General features: G+C 66.4%; 18 protein-coding genes. 10 read left to right on the forward strand and 8 right to left on the reverse strand.

Annotated elements, in window-relative coordinates; genetic code table 11:
- Window positions 1-73 precede the first annotated feature (73 nt).
- Window positions 74-867 (forward strand): IS5 family transposase gene (locus tag BLR21_RS39345; RefSeq protein ID WP_420843937.1). Its coding sequence is split into 2 segments (ribosomal slippage): window positions 74-407 and window positions 407-867, totalling 795 coding nucleotides; the frame shifts between segments, so codons are not numbered across the junction.
- Between the two features lie 175 nt (window positions 868-1042).
- Here BLR21_RS39345 and BLR21_RS39350 read toward each other — a convergent pair.
- From BLR21_RS39350 to BLR21_RS39370, 5 genes are read right to left on the reverse strand one after another with little or no spacing between them, the layout of a single operon-like run.
- Window positions 1043-1903, reverse strand: a complete 861-nt coding sequence (locus BLR21_RS39350) for a helix-turn-helix domain-containing protein (RefSeq protein ID WP_090014986.1) — start codon at window positions 1901-1903, stop codon at window positions 1043-1045.
- An 8-nt stretch (window positions 1904-1911) separates the two neighbouring features.
- The gene (locus BLR21_RS39355; protein ID WP_090014988.1) at window positions 1912-2289 is read right to left on the reverse strand and encodes a hypothetical protein; all 378 of its coding nucleotides are present in this window, start codon (window positions 2287-2289) and stop codon (window positions 1912-1914) included.
- The gene (locus BLR21_RS39360) at window positions 2286-3176 is read right to left on the reverse strand and encodes a helix-turn-helix domain-containing protein (protein WP_338061093.1); all 891 of its coding nucleotides are present in this window, start codon (window positions 3174-3176) and stop codon (window positions 2286-2288) included. The genes BLR21_RS39355 and BLR21_RS39360 overlap by 4 nt, the downstream gene beginning before the upstream one ends.
- Before the next feature lie 46 nt (window positions 3177-3222).
- On the reverse strand, window positions 3223-3567 hold the full coding sequence (locus BLR21_RS42975) for a hypothetical protein (RefSeq protein ID WP_159460521.1): 345 nt from the start codon (window positions 3565-3567) through the stop codon (window positions 3223-3225).
- Between the two features lie 20 nt (window positions 3568-3587).
- Window positions 3588-3911, reverse strand: coding sequence for a hypothetical protein (locus BLR21_RS39370; protein ID WP_143028092.1), 324 nt, complete (start codon window positions 3909-3911; stop codon window positions 3588-3590).
- 190 nt (window positions 3912-4101) lie between these two features.
- Between BLR21_RS39370 and BLR21_RS39375 the strand changes: the two genes are divergently transcribed.
- The 3 genes from BLR21_RS39375 (at window position 4102) to BLR21_RS39385 (ending at window position 6901) form a co-directional block, all read left to right on the forward strand.
- Window positions 4102-4965: a helix-turn-helix domain-containing protein gene (locus tag BLR21_RS39375; protein WP_256335228.1), complete on the forward strand. Its 864-nt coding sequence runs from the start codon at window positions 4102-4104 to the stop codon at window positions 4963-4965.
- A gap of 40 nt (window positions 4966-5005) precedes the next feature.
- Window positions 5006-5239 (forward strand): DUF397 domain-containing protein, encoded by a 234-nt coding sequence (locus BLR21_RS39380; RefSeq protein ID WP_036016373.1) that lies wholly within the window; start codon window positions 5006-5008, stop codon window positions 5237-5239.
- Between the two features lie 345 nt (window positions 5240-5584).
- On the forward strand, window positions 5585-6901 hold the full coding sequence (locus BLR21_RS39385) for an NsdA family TPR-like regulatory protein (protein WP_051771057.1): 1317 nt from the start codon (window positions 5585-5587) through the stop codon (window positions 6899-6901).
- Between the two features lies 1 nt (window position 6902).
- Here BLR21_RS39385 and BLR21_RS39390 read toward each other — a convergent pair whose 3' ends face one another.
- Together BLR21_RS39390 and BLR21_RS42980 are read right to left on the reverse strand one after the other, a co-directional pair.
- Window positions 6903-7565 carry an HAD family hydrolase gene (locus tag BLR21_RS39390; RefSeq protein ID WP_030480363.1) on the reverse strand — a complete coding sequence of 221 codons (663 nt, stop codon included), beginning with the start codon at window positions 7563-7565 and terminating at the stop codon, window positions 6903-6905.
- A 258-nt stretch (window positions 7566-7823) separates the two neighbouring features.
- Entirely contained in the window at window positions 7824-7979 is a 156-nt protein-coding gene (locus BLR21_RS42980) for a hypothetical protein (RefSeq protein ID WP_157513030.1), read from the reverse strand.
- Between the two features lie 211 nt (window positions 7980-8190).
- On the opposite strand from BLR21_RS42980, the gene fxlM reads away from it, so the two are divergent.
- The 6 genes from fxlM (at window position 8191) to BLR21_RS44285 (ending at window position 16775) form a co-directional block, all read left to right on the forward strand.
- On the forward strand, window positions 8191-9624 hold the full coding sequence (gene fxlM, locus BLR21_RS39395; RefSeq protein ID WP_084402169.1) for a methyltransferase, FxLD system: 1434 nt from the start codon (window positions 8191-8193) through the stop codon (window positions 9622-9624).
- Between the two features lie 14 nt (window positions 9625-9638).
- Entirely contained in the window at window positions 9639-9836 is a 198-nt protein-coding gene (locus BLR21_RS39400) for an FxLD family lanthipeptide (protein ID WP_030480361.1), read from the forward strand.
- Between the two features lie 180 nt (window positions 9837-10016).
- On the forward strand, window positions 10017-13004 hold the full coding sequence (locus BLR21_RS39405) for a lantibiotic dehydratase (RefSeq protein ID WP_218131107.1): 2988 nt from the start codon (window positions 10017-10019) through the stop codon (window positions 13002-13004).
- Window positions 12991-14247: a lanthionine synthetase C family protein gene (locus BLR21_RS39410; RefSeq protein WP_256335229.1), complete on the forward strand. Its 1257-nt coding sequence runs from the start codon at window positions 12991-12993 to the stop codon at window positions 14245-14247. The genes BLR21_RS39405 and BLR21_RS39410 overlap by 14 nt, the downstream gene beginning before the upstream one ends.
- Window positions 14248-14279: 32 nt before the next feature.
- A complete protein-coding gene (locus tag BLR21_RS44280) occupies window positions 14280-16478 on the forward strand; it encodes a thiopeptide-type bacteriocin biosynthesis protein (protein ID WP_090014996.1) in 2199 nt (732 codons plus the stop codon).
- A 171-nt stretch (window positions 16479-16649) separates the two neighbouring features.
- Window positions 16650-16775: a hypothetical protein gene (locus tag BLR21_RS44285; protein ID WP_256335230.1), complete on the forward strand. Its 126-nt coding sequence runs from the start codon at window positions 16650-16652 to the stop codon at window positions 16773-16775.
- A 190-nt stretch (window positions 16776-16965) separates the two neighbouring features.
- Here the strand turns inward: BLR21_RS44285 and BLR21_RS39420 are convergent, their stop codons facing one another.
- A complete protein-coding gene (locus tag BLR21_RS39420) occupies window positions 16966-17943 on the reverse strand; it encodes a cysteine hydrolase family protein (RefSeq protein ID WP_090014998.1) in 978 nt (325 codons plus the stop codon).
- Window positions 17944-18368 lie beyond the last annotated feature (425 nt).

An 18368-nucleotide genomic window follows, 5' to 3' on the forward strand; every position in this document is an offset into this window, starting at 1 on the left:
TCAACGTGCTGGCGTGCAGCGCGTCCGATATGGATCATGTTCGGTCGTGAGGAGGGGTCAGTCGCCGCCGTGGATCGTCTCGGACGGTCTGTGGGAGCGGATCGAGCCGTTGTTGCCGGTGGTGCCGCGCAGGCCGCGTAATCCTGGTCGTAAGCGGGTGCCGGACCGGCAGGTGTTGTGCGGGATCTTGTTCGTGCTGCATACCGGGATCCAGTGGGAGTTCCTGCCGCAGGAGTTGGGGTTCGGTTCCGGGATGACCTGCTGGCGGCGGTTGCGGGACTGGAACGAGGCGGGCGTGTGGTCGCGGCTGCATGAGGTTCTGCTGGCGGAGTTGCATGCGGCGGGCAGGCTGGACTGGGACCGTGCCGTGATCGACACCTCGCATGTCCGTGCTGCTCGACGCGGCCCAAAAGCGGGCCGAGCCCGGTCGACCGCGCCCGGCCGGGCTCCAAGCACCACGTCCTGACCGACGGCGGTGGCATCCCGCTCGCGGTCCTGCTCACCGGCGGCAACCGCAACGACGTCACCGGTCTGGAACCGCTGCTGGACGCGGTGCCCGACGTGCGCGGCAGACTGGGCCGGCCGCGCCGACGCCCGACGACGGTCTACGCCGACCGCGGCTACGACCACGACAAGTACCGCAGACGCCTGCGCGCCAGGGGAATCACGCCTCGGATCGCCCGCCGAGGCGAGTCCCACGGCTCCGGCCTGGGCACAGTCCGCTGGGTCGTGGAGCGCACGATCGCCTGGTACCACGGCATGAAACGCCTACGCATCCGCTGGGAACGTCGCGACGACATCCACGAAGCCTTCCTCGGCCTCGCTACCTGCATCATCTGCTACCGCCACGTCCAACGATTCTGTTAGGACCTCTAAGACGTTCCCGACCTAAATGTGTTGCTGGTCCAGGCCTGCCGTTGGCCGCATGGGCGCGGCAAGATCCATGAGCGCGTCCTGGCGCAGGATCTGCGCGTCACCACGATGACTCGTTGATCGTCTTTGTCGGGCACCGAGGCGTTCAGCAGCAAGTAATCGGAGGATCTCAACGTATGCCTGTGCACGACGACTCAGCGGCGGCTTCGGCGATGAGTTCCAGCGATTCGCCGGGGTCGAGTGCGAGCTGCTGCAGGCTCATGAACCGCTGGGCACATTGCTCGGTCAGCACCGGGTCCTCGACGTACTCGCCCTTGATGAACGTCTCCAGGTACGCGACGTCGTTGTGTTGGCGGTGTGGAAAGTCGAGCAAGGTGAAGGGCGAGCCCATCGCCGGGTAGGCCCCAGCGCCGTACGGCACTACCTGGACGCTCACCGTCGGATGCTCGCTGATCTCCATCAGGTGCAGCAGCTGGGCCTTCATCGCTCGTGGCCCGCCGATCACCTGCCTCAGCACGGACTCGGGAAAGACCGCCTGGACCACGAGTGGATCTTTGCCGTTGAGGCGTGTTGCCCACGCCTCGCGCACCGTGGCCAACCGCGCGGTGCGTACCGGGTCATCGTTCTGCATCACTGCGTTGGTGTATCGGGGAGTTTGAAGGACCGCAGGAATAAGATCGGTCGTGAACGCGCGCAGCCTTGACGCCTCGAACACGAGATTCGCGAAGTCTGCGGCCGAGTCGAAGTTCAGCGCGTTGTTGAGCGCGCTCGTGCGGACTCGTTCCGCGTGCTGTGCGCGCAGCACCACGGCCTGCCATTCCGGAGTGGGCACCTTGTAGACGTACCCGAGCGCCATGACGTCCACGGGCGCCGAAGGCTGCACCGCGTTCTCCATCATGGACAGCTTGGCACTGCTGAAGCCGACACGCTGGCCAGCCTCCGTGAGGCTGAGCTCGCGCTCGTTGCGCCACCCAGCCAGCTGGCGCCCTACAGCGCGTTCGAGCGTTGTGGCCCGGAAATCCTTCGGCATAAGAGATCTCAGTCTTGATTCGTGGCTGCGACGTAGAGGCCGGCCTTCAGTGCGTCCTCACGCTTCTGCATCAGCCACACCTGGTCGAGGAGGAAGACTCCCAACGACAGAAGAACTATGAAGAGAGCCGCAGCCACCCAACTCCCCGTTGTGACCCCCCACAGGAAGCCCCAGGCTCCACACGCCGCGAGCGCAAGCAGGACCACGATTGCCGACGCGAGTGGCAGGCGCGACGGTCCAAAGCGGATCAGTTGGTCGACCTCAGCTCGAACTTCTTGCCTCAGGCAACGGTCCTGCCGCCTTCCCTTCTCCATTGCTTCGTTGAGTCGTGTGGCCACGGCCTCCACCGCGGCAGCATCGAACAGGCGCACTCCAGTCTCGGTCATCGCCTTGTCCCTTCGCCCTCGCAACTCGGTTCGCGCTGTCCTGCCAGCTCTCGCAACCTCGTGTGCAGGCGGTCGATGAACTCGATCGACTTCTGCCTGTCCAGGCTCACCCTGTCGAGTTCGCGAACCACCGCCTCGTAGCCTGTGATCGACTCTGCCTTCTCGATGAAGAGGCTGGAGTTCTCGACCTCCACCCAGACGACCGGCTCGTACTTCGTGGACTTCAAGTGCCAGAACGGACCGGCGACGCCCGCGTGGGCCCCGACCTCGGCGGGCACGACGCGGATCTCGATGTTCTTCCAGTTCGCCATGAACATCAGGTGATGTATCTGGTCGGCATGTGCCGCAGGTCCGCCGACTTGAAGCTGGAGAGCGAACTCGTGGATGAAGAAGGTGCAGGCCAGCCGGTTGCCGAGCAGTGCCCTCAACTCGGACTGCGCATGCAAGCGATCCTCAAGCTCATCCGCCGGCGCAGTGGCGGACGCGACCAGCAGTTCACGCATGTAGGCGTCCGTCCGGAGGAAGATCGGCACCACATGCGGCTGCCAGCAGACCAGAGTCTTCGCCTTGGCGACGTGCGCGTGCGCAGTGCTCGGCCGGATCGGTGCGCACGCTCCGTGTTGCTGCCACCAGCCCTGAATTTGCCTCACTGGGAACAACGCGAGGAGGCGATCGCGCTCAGCGGCCTCGACCCTGCACACACCCAGCAACAACGCGACTTCGAGCTTGCTGACGCCACCCTTCCCGGTCAACACGTTCGAGACTTTGGCCTCGTCCCAGTCCAGCAGCTCGGCGACCTCGCGTGCGCTCAGGCCAGCGTTCGCGATCGCCTTTCGCATACCCTCACCGAATTCGCGACCACGTGCGGTCGAGAGCCTCTTTGGCATATCCGAGTTCCTTGCACTGGTAAGAAGATTTCGAGGGCGACCTACTTCAGTCCAATGAGGACGTTCGTAACCTGTGCCGCCGCGGCGAACTGGAGCAGGCGCGTGTTGTCGCCATCGCCGCCCCGACGGCGATGTGCACGTTGAGCAGCATCCGGCACGGCGCCGCCACCCTGCGCCAGAACGGTCCGCTGCGGCACTTCCTGCAGCAGCCGTTCTCATCCGGCTGATGCTCGTCGGCCAGCACCCGCAGCGCGGCCACCAGACCTGGAACGTCCTGCCGCATCACCGCCAGCGCAGATCCGGCATCACCATCGACGGCGACACGCGATACCCGCTCAAGGTGATCGTCGAGACTTTGACGAAGTCCCGCGAACAAGACCAGGTTGCTCATGGCCTCCAGCCTTTCGATGGCTAGCCGGCACGGCGGCGAGGCCGATTGACCGGCCGCAGCTGTTCGGTCGAGTGGTGCGTCGTGTCGTTCGATACGGCATGCGCGACGGCTTGGCGGAACATGAGCAGCCCTTGTGCGGCGGCGTTCGCGTCCTTGCAGTCCAGTGCGGAAGTGACCACCACCGCTGCCCTGGCGAGCACTGCGGCTTGCAACAGGGTCAGGTTCACGACAACCGGAACTGTGGCCTCAAGTGGTGTCATGCGTCGGAACCCGTCGATCCGATCGACCGGTGACACGGAGATCGATACCAGCGACGGTGCGCCGCCTGCGCGATGGACGCTCACGACGTCCATCAACCGCTGTGGCGACTACGGTGATCATCGCAGCGACGGTAATCTGTGTACTCATGTTCACCGGTCTCTCGTGGTTATGGACCTGCTACCGCGCAACCAACCATAACTTGTGTACACAGATTAAGGTTGTCGCCGATTGGGTGAATTGCGTGCACGTTCCGCAACCGGACACCCTGTGGAGGTGAACGACTCTGTGACGCAGCACCTGCAGTTGCCGCCGCCTGTGATGAAGGTCGTCCTCGGCAACCAGCTCGCTCGGCTGCGCGAAGCCGTCGGCGTGACCCAGGACGACATCGCAGCGGTGCTCGGCTGCACCCAGCAGAAGATCGCCCACATCGAAGCCGGAAGCGGGATCAAGTTGATCGAGCTGAATGCGCTGCTCGATCACGTCGGCGCCAACGAAGCCGACCGGGCGTATACGCGAGACCTGCAGGCAGAGAGCAACCGCCGCACCAAGCGCGGAGCGTTCAGCACGCGGTTTCGCCAGTATCTTCGGTTGCTGGTCGACATGGAGCCCAGCTGCAACCGGTACTTCTCGTACCAGGCCCTCATGATCCCCGGCTTGCTGCAGGCCGAGGAGTACATGCGGTCGAACGCCCGCGCGTGGCGGCCATCGTTGACGGTCGAGGAGATCGACCAGTCGACAGCCAATCGACTGGGACGACAGCAGGTGTTGGACAACCTCGACCAGCAGTTCTGGTTCATCATCGACGAGGCGGCGCTACGCCGAACCGAGGGTGGCCAGGTCACGAAGAAGCAGATCATGAAGCTGGTCGAGGCCATCGACCGGCCGAACGTCGAGCTGCAGGTCGTGCCGTTCGATGTCGGCTACTACATGGGCCAAGGGCATGACTACACGATCTTCGGCTATGACACGAAGCCCTTGGTTGACATCATTTACCTTGAGCAGCATGACGGCGGTGAGTACGTCGACAACAGCAAGCGCACGGCGCGGTACCTGACGCTCTGGGATTACCAGAAGGCCGTGGCCAGTGGGCCCGAACAGACCCGGCGCATGTTGCTCGACATCGCCGCGTCGTTGTAGCCGCTGGCGCGGCTGGAGATCGGGAGGAGTACGGCCACTGATGTACATCCAGGACACCCACAAGAGCCACCTCGACACCAACTTCGTCGACTGGCAGAAGTCGCCCCTCAGCGGCCCGCCGGACAACCAGTGTGTCGAGGTCTCCTTCACCTGCGACGCCGTCGGTCTCAGGGACAGCCGGAACCCGGACGGAGCCGTCCTGGTCTTCGACCACGGCGAGTGGGAGGCGTTCTGTGGCGGAGTAAGGCGGGGAAGCTTCCGACTGCCGCAGTAGAGCGACCGGGCGGCGAAAGACTCGCTGCCCGCATGTCGGCACCTGCAGCTCCTCGCCCACGATCGTCAACGCCCCCGAGGTTCGCGCCTGGTAGTTGTCCACCGTTGATCAAACCTCCAGACGCTGCGTTTGACTACCGTCCACGAACCGTCCGTTGCCCGTCCATGGCTCGACCAGCGTCGCGAAATGGCGGTGTCGGCTCCTACGCTCGGGCACGGTGAGACATCGTCAAGTCGACCGAAGGGACATGAGGTGGGATCACGTCGGACGTCTGCCCCCAAGCACCCGCCGAACACCCGGTTGACCTGGCAACGCCTCCAGCGTGGGTGGAGTCGCGAGGAGCTGGTGGAGCAGATCAAGCGGAGCATGAAGCAGTGCGACGAGGCGGGGCCGGGCCTCAACGCGGATGTCGTTCGGCGATGGGAAACCGGGGACCGCAAGCCTGAGCCGCGGTACCGGAAGCACCTCGTGTTGGTCTTCGGAATGCTCGCCGACGAACTCGGTCTGCTGTCCGAGGAGGAGTCGGCGATGTGTCCGACGCACCGACCTGGCCCGAGTGCAGCGACCTACATACCCATGAGCGAGCAGCTCGTCGATGCGGTGGCGGAGAAGGTGATCCTGGTGCTGCTGGGCGGCAAACCCGAGTTTGGCCGACACGTGTTCCTGAAGGGGCTGCTCGGTTTGAGCTTGGGTGCGTTGCTGTCGAACGGACTCGCGATTCCCGACGGCGTCGATGCTCTGGCCAAGGAACAGCGGACTCGGCTGGACCCGCAGTCAATCGAGGCGTACTCCGCGATCACCGCCTCGCACCGTGAGCTCTACTGGACCACCCCGGCATCGGATCTCTTGCAGTCCGTCGCTGCGCACGTTCAGCTCGGCGCCGGCATGCTCGAGTCGGTGTCGGACGTCGATGGACCGTTGCCTAGGCGACTGGCCGCCGCTGTGGCGGAGTCTTCCCTTCTCGCCTCACGTCTCAACTTCTTCGATCTGAACCGTGCCGATGCCGCAGGACCGTTCTTTCAGCTGGCAGAGGACGCCGCCTTTGCGTCACAAGATCACGCTCTGGCGGTCGCGGTGCTGGCCCATCGAGCGTTCGTCCCTGGCTTCGCCGGGCAGGAACAACCTGCGCGCGGCTTTCTCAAGGCCGCGCATGCGCACGCGCGCTACGGCACCGGGCCGTTGTTGCGCTCGTGGCTGCACTGCGTTGATGCCGAGGTATCCGCCCGCACCGGCCAGCCGAAAGCGAGCCTTGCACGTATTCGCTCGGCCGAGGACGCGCTGACGACGGCCGGAACCGATCCGGTCTGGCTCGACTACTTCGATGCTTCTCGACTCGACGGTTTTGCCGGCAACGCATTGCTGTTGGCGGGCCAGAACCGCGGTGCCGCATGCAGGCTGGAACAGGCGGTCGACACCCTCGCCGAGACCGCCGGCAAGCAACAAGCCGTCCTACTGTTCGACCTCGCTGCAGCGCAGGCGCCACTCGACGCTGACCGAGCGCTCGCCACGGCGCAGCAGGCGTGCGACGTGGTCGGCCGTACCCACTACGCCACCGCGCTCCAGCGTGTACCCGAGTTGCGTGCCGCCCTGAGCACAGCGCACCACGTCGAACTGCTGGACGAGCAGGTCCGCGCGCTGGCCAGCGTGGGCGAGAGAGCCTGACTCAGCTGTGGTCGGCGTTATGAGCCGCCACCCGAGCAGGCAACTCGGCCAAGCTGTCGAGGAGGAACAGGCACCGCTCTTCGACTTCGGGCTTGCGGAGGATGTGTCCCCATGGCCCACGGCGGACGAGAGCCGTTGCGATGCCAGCGTCCTGAGCCGGACTGATGTCGTTGTCCAGCCGGTCTCCGACGTACAGCACCGAACTCGCGGGAACGCCGGCCTCTTCGACCACCCGATCGAAGAACTCCGGTGACGGCTTTTCGACTCCCCAGCCGTCGGATGTGCCGATCACGTCGACCGGCAACTCGAGTGCCTTGAGAATCTGTTCTGCCCGTGCGGTCTGGTTTCCGGCGAGACCGACGCGCAGGCCGGAACTCTGAAGGGCCTGGAAGCAGGGCCTCGCATCGCTGTACAGGTTCTCCTCGGAAAAGCTCTCCGGCTGCCCTGCTGCAGCCCTGAGTTCGCGTTCTACAGCGAGGTCGAACCCCGGCCTGAACACCTGGAAGGTCTCGCGGTAGTCCTTCCCTTGGGCGATCACGGCGCCGAACACGGCGGAGAACGTGTGGCGCGGAACTCCGAGCCAGTCTGCCCAGGTTCCGTATTCGCGGGTCTCGTCGATCAGTACCTCGCCGACGTCGAAGAAGACCGCTTCGATCCTTGCCACCCGGAGTTCCTCCCCCGCACGATGTGCTGCTCTCCCCCCATGGTGCCGGACGACAGTGCACGGCGTTCGGGAGGGCACACCGGATGGTGGATGGACGGGCCGTGGACGGTATCTAGTCACGATCTTGGGGTGTTGACTTTCTGCCTCGGGAGAACCACGTGCTGTGACGGAAGGAGGGATGTGCCGAACATCCGATGCGTCCGGCCACGTTGGTCGTGGTCGCCGAGGTTCGCGATTGTCGATGCTGGAGATGGCACGTCAGATTCGTTCGCGGGATTCATTCAGCCGGTGGATGCCGGGCATGCGGCGGCGGTGTGACGCATGGGCGCGATACGGAACGTCATAGCTGTGATCGTCGCAGCGGACAGCCGACTCGGGCGGGCTGCTCGAGCGGTCGATGACGTCGCTGCGCATCTGCCAGCTCCAGAGACGCCCCATACATGTCCGCTTTGCTCTGTTCAACCCTGGCCCTGCGCGCAGTTCGGCGACGCAGCGCAGCGCGCGCAAGCCATCGGACTGCGGCTTGACGATCTCGTACCTCCGGACCTACACGAGCGTCTCCGGCATTTGACCCACCGACCACCACCCCAGGCTCGGGACGGGTGGTTCGACCAGAAGCGACGCGATGGTTGACCGACACGCCCAGATCGAACCGGCGCAAACGGTTGCTGAGAGTAATCTCACGGATACGACTTGCCGCCCTCGAACGCACCGCGAGGGCGTCCCCTCTCACCGTCCGCACCGCACCAGGACAAGGAAGCCCTTAGTGACCGACAGGACGACTCACGAAGACACGGCTAGCGAGGTTGCGAACTCGGATCGCGCCGCGCAACTTCGGAAGCAGGTGGTCGATGACCTCATCGCCGAGGGCACGATCGTCTCGGGACCGGTTGAAGAGGCGATGCGCAAGGTCCGCCGGGAGTTGTTCGCTCCAGGCGGGGACCTGGACGAGATTTACCACTGCTACAACGGCTTCGTCACCAAGCGGGACGCGGAGGGGAACGCGACCAGTTCCATCTCCGCGCCGCAGGTCCAGGCGCACATGTTGGAGCAAGCGGAAATCACCACCGGCATGAGGATCCTGGAGATCGGCTCGGGCGGCTACAACGCCGCGCTGCTGGCCGAGCTCGTCGGTCCGTCCGGTCAGGTCACCACGGTCGACATCGACAAAGACGTGACCGACCGCGCCGAGCGCCAGCTCGCGGAAGCCGGCTACTCGCAGGTGAATGTCGTCCTCGTCGACGCCGAGGGTGGTGTGCCCGAGTACGCGCCCTACGACCGGATCTTGGTCACGGTGGGTACGTGGGATATCCCGCCTGCCTGGATCGCGCAGCTGGCCGAGGGTGGTCGCCTGCTGGTTCCGTTGCAGGTAAGGGGTCTGTCACGCACGCTCGCGTTTGAGCGTGCCGATGGTTTCCTGATCAGCAGGTCGTCGCGGTTGTTCGGCTTCGTGCCGATGCAGGGCGCCGGAGCACACCAGGGCAAGCAGTTGGTGATGCGCGGGGGCGAGGTCACCTTGCGCTTCGACGACGAGTTCCCTGTCGACGCGACCGCGCTGCAGGGTCTGTTCGACACGCCGCGGGTGGAGGTCTGGAGCGGGGCGACCATCGGGCGGTTCGAGTTGTGGGCCGACGCGCACATGTGGCTGGCGTCGGCACTGCCCGGTTTCTGCCGCGTCGTGCTGGATCGCAAGCTCGATTCCGGTGTGATCACCCCACCGGGGCGGCAGTCAGGGGCGTCGGCCGTCGTTGCCGGCGGCAGCTTCGCCTACGTGACGACCCGTCGCGCCGACGAGGAGAACCTCGAGTGGGGCGTGCACGCCTTCGGCCCCGACGCCGACGATCTCGGCGAGGAAGTAGCCGAACTGCTCCGGATCTGGGGCAGGGAGCACCGAGGTGGACCCGGCCCGCAGTTCCGCGTCTACCCGGTTGGCACCCCCGACGACCAGTTGTCCGAGGGACGTGTCATCGACAAGAAGCACAGCCGGGTCACGATCTCCTGGCCGCAGGCGGCGATCACCGCAGCAGGTCAGGGTGCCCTGCAACACCCAACCGAGTGAGGAGAGTGGCCTAGATGTCGGAGGTTCAGTTTTCGGGCGGCGCGACCGCGCTGGCCGAACGGCCAGCCGAGGACGACGAGTTCGCATTGGATGTGCGGGTCGTCGTGGCCTACGGCCCGGTCATGGGGGACTGCCCCACTGACGATGGCTGCGGCAACACCTGCGAGGGCGACGCCAGTAGCTGCGGTTCGTTCGCAGACGACCCGTCCTGACGGCTGCTGCTGCTGCCGGTGCCACTGTGCACCGGCAGCAGCAGGGGTCCGGTAAGAGCTCCGAGGGGGAGACACGACGTGGCCGCCACATCTGCATCACCGGTATATCGATGGTCCGGCGTGGCACTACTACGTGCCAGCACTGATCCAGGCGGACTGGACCTGCCCACGACCCTGGACTTGCCCGGCGAGGACGCCGCGAAGCAATGCCAGACGTGGTTGTCGCAGGTGTGGCAGCGCGAGGATGTTCGCGCCGCGGTTGTCCATGCCAGCCCCGCCTTGTCCCGGCAGATTGACGACCTGCTGTCCGCCCCGAGCCGCGATGCTCGGACGATGCACCGCGCCGTGCTCTCGCTGGCGTCCTATCTGGTGCGGTGGCAACAGCGCCCCACCCCGTTCGGTCTGTTCGCAGGGGTCGGCATGGCCCGGATCGGGACCGGGGCCAAGGTTCAGTGGGGCCGCGAGCACTCAGTCGCAGTCCGAGCGGACGCAAGCTGGCTCGGCGACATTCTCACCCGCTTGCACCGATGCCAAGGGCTACTGGACCGGCTGCCCGTGGTCGTCAACGACGCCGGAACCGTGCGAGGTGACCGATTCGCAGCACCAGGGTCACCACCGGTCGGAGCTGCCACAACGTTGGCCCCCGTCGAGGTGTCCGTGCGCCACAGCCGCCCGGTTCGCGCCGCACTGGAAGCCGCCCGTGCACCTATACCTTTCGCCGCGCTGCGCGCTGTGCTCCTGAGCCAGTTCGCCACTGCCAGTGAGCACCAGATCGACCGCGTGCTTCGCGGTTTGCTCGACGAAGGACTACTGATCAGCAGCCTGTGGGCGCCGATGACGGGTCTGGACGCGCTCGGCCACGCCTGCGCGGTGTTGAAGGCCGCCGACGCCCTCACCATCGCCGAGATCAGGGGCACGGTGCACGAACTGACCGCGATTCACCGGGACCTGTCCACCGGCGGATCAGCTGTGGCGCCGACGTCGGCTGTGGCCGATCGGATGAGGGCGTTGAGCACCGCCGCGAAGGTGCCACTGGTCGTCGACACGATCTTGGATTGTGACGTTCTGATCCCCGAACAGGTGGCTCAGGAAGCCTCCGATGCCGTCCGCGTCCTGCTTCGCCTTTCCCCGTACGCGTTCGGATATCCAGCGTGGCGCGACTACCACACACGGTTTCGTTCCCGTTACGGAACCGGCGCGCTCGTGCCGGTGCTGGAGCTGGTCGCCGACAGCGGGCTCGGCCTTCCGGCCGAGTATCTCGGCTCCGCACACGGGCGTGCGGCGCGCAAGGTGAGTGAACGCGACGAGAAGCTCCTGGCATTGATCCAGCGGGCCATAATGGACGGTAGCGGTGAGATCGTGCTGACCGATCAGGTGATCGAGGACCTGACGGCCGGCGACCGTGCGGATCTGGTGCACCTTCCGCCTCGTGTCGAAGTGGCCGTGGAAGTTCGGGCGGAGTCTGTCGAGGCGCTGGCGCGCGGGCGCTTCGGGTTGGCGGTGACCGGAACACCCAGGCCTGGCAGCAGCATGGCCGGTCGCCACGCCTACCTGCTGCCCCACGAAGGCCGGGAAATTCTCGCGGGTACCTACACCGCGGCCGGGCCCGGCACGATTGCCGCCCAACTGTCCTTTGCCCCGCGCCGGCGCCGCAATGAGAACGTAGCCCGCACCGGGCAGCTGCTGCCGCACGTGATCCCCGTGGCCGAACACCGCGGAACAGACGAGCACCTGATCCCGTTGGCGGACCTCGCGATCACCACGGACGAGAGCCGGTTCCACCTCATCGAGTTGTCCACCGGTCGTCGGGTCGAGCCGCGGGTCACCCACGCCCTGGAGGCCGGGGTTCAAACTCCGCCGTTGGCGAGGTTCCTCGCCGAGATCACCACCGCACGGTCCGCGGTCTACAAGGCGTTCCACTTCGGCGCCGCCGCCCAACTCCCGTACCTTCCGCGGATTCGATACCGGCGAACCATTCTGTCCCCGGCTCGGTGGCTGCTCGCCTCTGGTGATCTTCCGGGCCGTGACGCCCCGATGGCCGAGTGGCACGCTGGGCTGGATTCTTGGCGGGCCAGGTGGCGCGTACCCGATCGCGTCGCGCTGGTTGACCACGACCGACGGCAACCGGTGGACCTCGGTCACCCACTTCACCGGCTCCTGCTGCGCACCCGCCTGGAACGCGCCGACCGCCTCGAACTCCGCGAAACGTCGGCACCCAAGGACCTCGCCTGGTTGGGCCGCGCTCATGAGGTGCTCATACCCCTGGTTCTGGACGCGCCCTCGCCCGAAGTCCCCTCGTTCGTCACGAGTGCGGCCCGCACCGCCACTCGGACCGCGGGCCACCTTCCTGGGAATTCCACGGTCCTCTGTGCACAGATCTACGGGCATCCGGCACGCTTCGACGAGATCCTCACCGAACAGGTGCCGGACTTGATTGGCACCTTCAGTGACCACGTGCCGTCCTGGTGGTTTCGCCGCCATCGCGAGATGCGCCGCCCCGAAGTCGACCAGTACCTCGCCGTATACCTGCGCCTGTCCGACGCATCCGCGTATGGCTCGGCCGCCGAACGGGTTGCCACGTGGGCGGACAGCCTGCACGGAGGCCGACTGCTGTCCCGTTTCACTCTCGCCGCCCACGAACCCCAGATCGGCCGCTACGGCCACGGTTCCGCGCTGGACCGCGCACAGGACGTCTTCGCCGCCGACTCGGTCGCAGCACTCGCCCAGATCAGCGCTGCGGTCAAAACCGGGGGCCATCCACAGGCCTTTGCCGCCGCCAGCATGGTCGACCTCACCGTGCGCTTCGCGGGAACAATCCACAAGGGACTGGACTGGTTGATCATTGAACTTCGGCGAGAGCACGGACGAGTCGATCCGGCACTGCGCAACCAAGCACTGGAGCTGGCTGATCCAGACGGCGGGTGGACGACATTGCGTTCCCTACCCGGCGGAGAACACGTCGTGGCCGCGTGGCAGGCGCGCGCCGAGGCGCTGATCGCCTATCGGGAAGAGTTGGCGCAACAGCGAAACCCTCTGTCCGTCCTGGGATCACTGCTGCACCTGCACCACATTCGCGCAGTCGGCGTCGACCCGGCCATCGAACGGGTCACAGGCCGGCTCGCGCGGGCATGCGCGTTGCGCCACACCGCCCGCCGTGGAGCATCCTGAAGTGGCGGCTACGACGAGCTCCACGGCCACCCTCGCGGAAGCCTCCGAGCGCTACGCCGAGCAGATCGCGCTGCCGGGGCCGCCTCCCGAGAACGAGCCCTGGGTAGCTCAGTCCCTCACGAGAGGCGCCGCCGGGATCGCGCTGCTGCACATCGAACGCGCTCACGCCGGGACAGGGACGTGGCAGCAAGCCCATCACTGGATCGTGAACGCGGTGGCCGGTCAGATCAGCGCCACGAACACCACCGGCCTGTACCTGGGGGCACCGGCGGTCACGCTCATGCTCGACGCGGCGGCAGCGGGCAACACCAGCCGCTACCGCGAGGCCCTCGCGGACGTCGATGTGCACGTGGCCGCGCTTGCGCACCGGCGAGTCGAGTCCGCGATGGCACGTATCAGCGCAGGCGAACTTCCTGGGTTCCGCGAGTATGACGTGTTTTTCGGCTTGAGCGGGCTCGGTGCGCTGCTGCTGCGCCGCGATCCCGGCGGCAGCGCGATGCAGCGAGTGCTGGACTACCTCGTAGCGCTGACTCTGCCACTGCAGATCGACAGCCACGCACTGCCTGGGTGGTGGGTGGGTCACGATCCGCACCGCCGGTCCTCTAGCGCCTACCGCGACGGCCACGGAAACCTGGGCGCAGCACACGGGGTCGGCGGCCCTCTGGCGTTGCTGAGCCAGGCGATGCGGCGCGGGGTCACCGTGGACGGGCACCACGAGGCGATCGCCACGATCTGCGGATGGCTCGATGCCTGGCAACAGGACGGCGAGGCCGGACCGTGGTGGCCGGAATGGATCACCCTGGCCGACCTGCGCAGCGGTCACCCCAGCCAGCCTGGCCCGGCTCGCCCCAGTTGGTGCTACGGCACGCCGGGGATCGCCCGTGCCGGGCAATTAGCCGGAATCGCAACCAACGACGTGCGTCTCCAGCAGGAGTACGAACAAGCACTGGTCCGGTGCCTCGACGACCCCGCACAGCAGGCCCGAATCACCGACCCTGGGTTGTGCCACGGCTGGGCCGGGATCTATCAGACCGTGTGGCGGGCCACCCAGGACAGCCGAAGCCCAGCTCTCGCCGACCACCTGCCGCGTCTGGCCGAGAACCTGATCCCTTACACGCGATCCAGCGCTACGGCCGGAACAGGGCTTCTTGAGGGCGGGGCAGGAACCGCCCTGGCCTTGCACACCGCTGCGCACAATGTCGCGCCGATCTCCGGATGGGACGCATGTCTGCTGATCGACTAGCTCCGGAAGCCTCGACACAAGCCTCGCGTGCAATGGACGAGTCGGCTGTCGTACGCAACACCGAGCGCGCCGTGCTTACTGTGCTGACCGGGACACCGCTGGCCGAGGCCGCCTGCGCCGAGGCCCTCGACTCGGCGGAGCTCGCAGAGGCCGCCGAGGTCTACCGGCGCGCCGGACAGCACGCCCTCGAACAGCAGATCGCCTCTGGCTGGTGGCAGCTCTACATCCAGTTCACCGACTGGCACGACGCGGAACGCGCCGTCGTCGATCACCTCGCACCCCTGATCCACAGTGCCGAAGACGAGGGCGTGATCACCGCGTGGTGGTTCATGCGCAAACACCCTTGTTGGCGACTGCGCCTGCAACCAGGATCGGCCGGACGCGCCATGAGACACCGCTTCGGTACGGCGCTCGACGACCTCGCGACCAACGGCCAGATCACCGGGTGGTGGCCAGGCATCTACGAGGCTGAAACCATGGCGTTCGGTGGCCAAATGGGCATGGATCTCGCCCACGAACTGTTCTGCGCCGACAGCCGCTCCGTCGTAAATCTCCTCCGGGACGGCGGAATCGGGCTCGGCCGCCGCGAGCTGTCCCTTCTGCTGTGCACCACCCTGATGCGCGCCGCCGGGCTGGAGTGGTACGAGCAAGGCGACGTCTGGCACCGAGTCGCACAGGAACGACACCTCCCCGCTGACGTCCCGGTCTCGAAGGTGACCGCGATGGCCGGCGACCTCAGACAGTTGATGCTCGCCGACGTCTCGCCGGACGGACCGCTACTGGGCACGAACGGCCCCCTGGCCTCCGCCGCCGAGTGGGCGGACGCCTTCCGCCAGGCCGGCCGAACCCTGGGGTCCGCCGCTCGCAGAGGAACGCTGCGGCGGGGACTGCGCGAGGTCGTGAGCTATTTGGTGATCTTTCACTGGAACCGCCTGGGACTACCCGCCAGGACACAGAGCATCCTCGCCTGGGCGGCTCGCTCCGCCATCCTGGACGCCCCCGCAGCGGCCGCGGGACCACCGGCTTCACCACCTGCAGGCTCGGCGCGACAGGTGACTCCGACCGCAGCAGCCGAGGCCGCCGCGGACTTGGCGATGAGGAAATTCCCCCTGGTACTTCAGGGCCGCCGGCGCTGCGCCGAACTGGAAGCACGGGTGCGCGAAGTACGCCAGTTCGCCGATACCTGCCAGAACCCCGCCGAACCCGAGGACCGGATCGACCGGGCCTGTTCAGTCTGGAACCTGGCAGCATTGATCGCCGCCGACTGCGGTTTGCCCGGCCTGGCGGTCGAGCTGTGCGAGCGGCAGTTTCAGATCTTCCACGCCGCCTGGCCCCTATCCGGTCGCACGGCCATCGCCTCGCTCCAGCCACTGGTCAACCTCGCCCGCCTCGCCAGCAGGGCCGGCGACCCCGAAGGCGCCTACCGTGCCCTTCACGCGATCGACCAAGCCGCCCGCCACGGCGGCAACGCCACGATCCACGGCACGTCGATCCCCTTCGACGAGTTCATCTCCACCGACGGCGATCGATCCGAGCTCGATCGCTGGCTCCAGGTACTGCTGCGTGAGGACGGCACCCGAGCTCTGGCCGCCGCAGGCAAATGGACAGAAGCCACAGAACACGCGGAACAACACGACGAAGCCGAAGAGATGCTCCGTGAATCCCGCCAGACGCGCGTCATCGCGTACGCATCCAGCGGACAAGTCGACGACGCACTCAGGCTCATCGACACCAGCATGATGACCGAGCCACACGAGTACGCACTGGCAGCTTGTCTTCGCAGCTACGCGTATCTCAAGGGCGGACGCTTGAGCGTGGACGACGTTGCCGCCACGCTCGCCGCGGTCAGGCTCGCCCGAAAGCCCACCGACAGGTCAACAACGCTGTTCCGCATTCGACTCGGCCTCGCCGCATTGGACCTATGTATGGAGGCGCAGCAATTCGAAACGGACCCCCTGTGCGCCGAGCTGATCGAGGACGCCGAACGTTCCACCGATTCCTACGCCGCTCGTGAACTACTGAACCACCCGACATGCCGCACGAGAATGACAGCAGGCCAGGCCGAAACGTTGCAAGGTCTGGTGGACCGAGCCGGCCTCGACGCCGGATCAATACCGAAGTCACTGCTGGGCGCCCTCATGGCCTCCGTCGAGACTGCCGGAACCGTGCTGGCACAGGCTTTGAGCGCACCAACACCTTCTTCCGCGACGTTAGGGTTCTCGCGATCATGACCGCTGTGTGAGCGATGCTTCCGCCGGTCAAGCACTGACTTCGCTGGAGTATTGGCCTCACCGGAGGTGGGTGGCGGTGGGATGCGGGAACCGGCGCTGAACCCGCTGATTGATTCGCTCGTGCGCCAGGGCCAGACGTTGACGTAGTGAGTCGTCGTTGCCTGGGTGACGGTGTCGCGGACGAGGACCACGGCGGACAAGTCGTGGCCGCGCGCGACAACTACGGCCATCACCCTGCGCTTCCTCGGCCTGCGCGCCGTCGTGGCCAAGTCGTTCGCCCCGGATCCATTGGCATGACAACGCGTGCGGCTTCGGTCAGCACAGTGGCACGACTGTCCACATGCGACAGTATGTCCTGAGACCCGCCAGGCGATGTCGAATTGTCCAGCAGTACACGGAATGGCGTCGAACGAGCCGAGACCACGGCGACTCGCCCGGCTGCGTCGTGAGTGACATTGCACCGGTCGACCGGTTGCCGTCGTCGGGCTCAGCCACCGGTGGGGGCGTGGGTGCGGTAGAGCGCTGCGACCTCGGCGGCCGACGGGCCGAGCTTGGCGGCGGCGGCCTCCGCCGTGGGGCGTTCGTCCCAGGGCAGCTTGGAAACCACCAGCTTGGGGATGTTGATGAAGGTGCTGGTGCCGCTGCGGTGCGTGACGGCATCCAGTGGCACGAACAGGTGCTTGTCGAAGATGGCTCCCCGTTGCACGACGAGGTACGCGGGCACGCCATCGCTCGCCGCGACGACCTCCTCCACGGTGCCGACCTGGCCGCGGTCCGACCCGTACACGGTGTCGCCGGGCTGCGCACCTTCCTCGGCAGGAGTGGCCCCAGTCGCTATGGAGCCAAGGAATTCGTCGACTTCGAGCACGGCGTTGGCGATGAGGGGGAAGTTCAGGTGGATCGACGCCTCGTAGGCGGGCAGGCTCTCCGCGCCGATCGCGTCGGAGAGGAAGGTGACGTCGTAGCCCAGTTCGGTGGCGTGGCGGCCGGTGGACTCCACGCACAGGTTCGCCGTCATCCCCGCGATGACCAGGTGCGTGGTGCCCAGCCGGTCGAGGTGCTCCCTCAGATCGGTCTGCAGGACGTCGGTGCCCTTGTGCGGTGCCAGGATGATGTCGCCCGGCTGCGGCTGGATGTCGGGGTGGAAGTCGGCGCCGAAGGACCCGGCGAGGAACATCCGGTTCTCGAACATCAGCCGGTTGATGCCACTGCGGCGCTGAAGCCCCTCGTCGGCGTAGTCCTCGGCCGTGTAGGCCATGGGCCCGAACAGCACCGGCACACCCGCCGCCCGCGCGCCCTCCGCCAGCCGCGAAAGTTGCGCCACCACGTCGTTCTTCTTCACCGTCGACTTCGTCATCTCCCACGCGGCGCCCTCCTCGTGCAGGAAGTCGTTGACGGGATCGATCACCAGAACCGCCGTACGCGCCGGATCGAACGAGGTGCTGGGGTTGCCATGGGTCGACATGAATTGTCTCCTGTCTGCGGCCCGGCGGGTACCGGCATGACAGCCGGGTACCCCTGCCGATTAGGAACAGACTTCCCCGCGGCACCGCCCGCCATTCGGCAACTGTCACACAGCGGACAATCTCCGCCGGACCTTCGAGCTTGTCGCTCCCGCCGCCCAACACCGGTGGAACTGCAGGTGCGGCGAAGTTTGACGCCGTGCACGTCGGCACCGTGTGCGAGACGAGCGTGCTCGGCCTGTTTATATGCGGCGGGCCAGGACGCGCCGCCTGCAACTACAGGCGGCTTCGGTCAGGCCGAGGGGCTGTGGGCACTACGACCTCGACCGGGTGTTCACGGAGCGGGAGTTCGTGGGTTGGTGCCCTCGGCGAGCGCGGCCAGTCGGGCCTGGTCGTGAACGAGGATCTTGCCGCGGCGGAGCTGGAT

It is taken from the genome of Lentzea albidocapillata subsp. violacea (assembly GCF_900100275.1).
Lineage (GTDB): Bacteria > Actinomycetota > Actinomycetes > Mycobacteriales > Pseudonocardiaceae > Lentzea > Lentzea violacea.

Bases quoted from the DNA above. Each gene is read 5' to 3' on its own strand.
- BLR21_RS39350 (WP_090014986.1), bottom strand. From the start codon at position 1,903: ATGCCGAAGGATTTCCGGGCCACAACGCTCGAACGCGCTGTAGGGCGC.
- BLR21_RS39355 (WP_090014988.1), bottom strand. From the start codon at position 2,289: ATGACCGAGACTGGAGTGCGCCTGTTCGATGCTGCCGCGGTGGAGGCC.
- BLR21_RS39360 (WP_338061093.1), bottom strand. From the start codon at position 3,176: ATGCCAAAGAGGCTCTCGACCGCACGTGGTCGCGAATTCGGTGAGGGT.
- BLR21_RS42975 (WP_159460521.1), bottom strand. From the start codon at position 3,567: ATGAGCAACCTGGTCTTGTTCGCGGGACTTCGTCAAAGTCTCGACGAT.
- BLR21_RS39380 (WP_036016373.1), top strand. From the start codon at position 5,006: ATGTACATCCAGGACACCCACAAGAGCCACCTCGACACCAACTTCGTC.
- BLR21_RS42980 (WP_157513030.1), bottom strand. From the start codon at position 7,979: ATGCGCAGCGACGTCATCGACCGCTCGAGCAGCCCGCCCGAGTCGGCT.
- fxlM (WP_084402169.1), top strand. From the start codon at position 8,191: ATGGTTGACCGACACGCCCAGATCGAACCGGCGCAAACGGTTGCTGAG.
- BLR21_RS39400 (WP_030480361.1), top strand. From the start codon at position 9,639: ATGTCGGAGGTTCAGTTTTCGGGCGGCGCGACCGCGCTGGCCGAACGG.
- BLR21_RS44280 (WP_090014996.1), top strand. From the start codon at position 14,280: ATGGACGAGTCGGCTGTCGTACGCAACACCGAGCGCGCCGTGCTTACT.
- BLR21_RS39420 (WP_090014998.1), bottom strand. From the start codon at position 17,943: ATGTCGACCCATGGCAACCCCAGCACCTCGTTCGATCCGGCGCGTACG.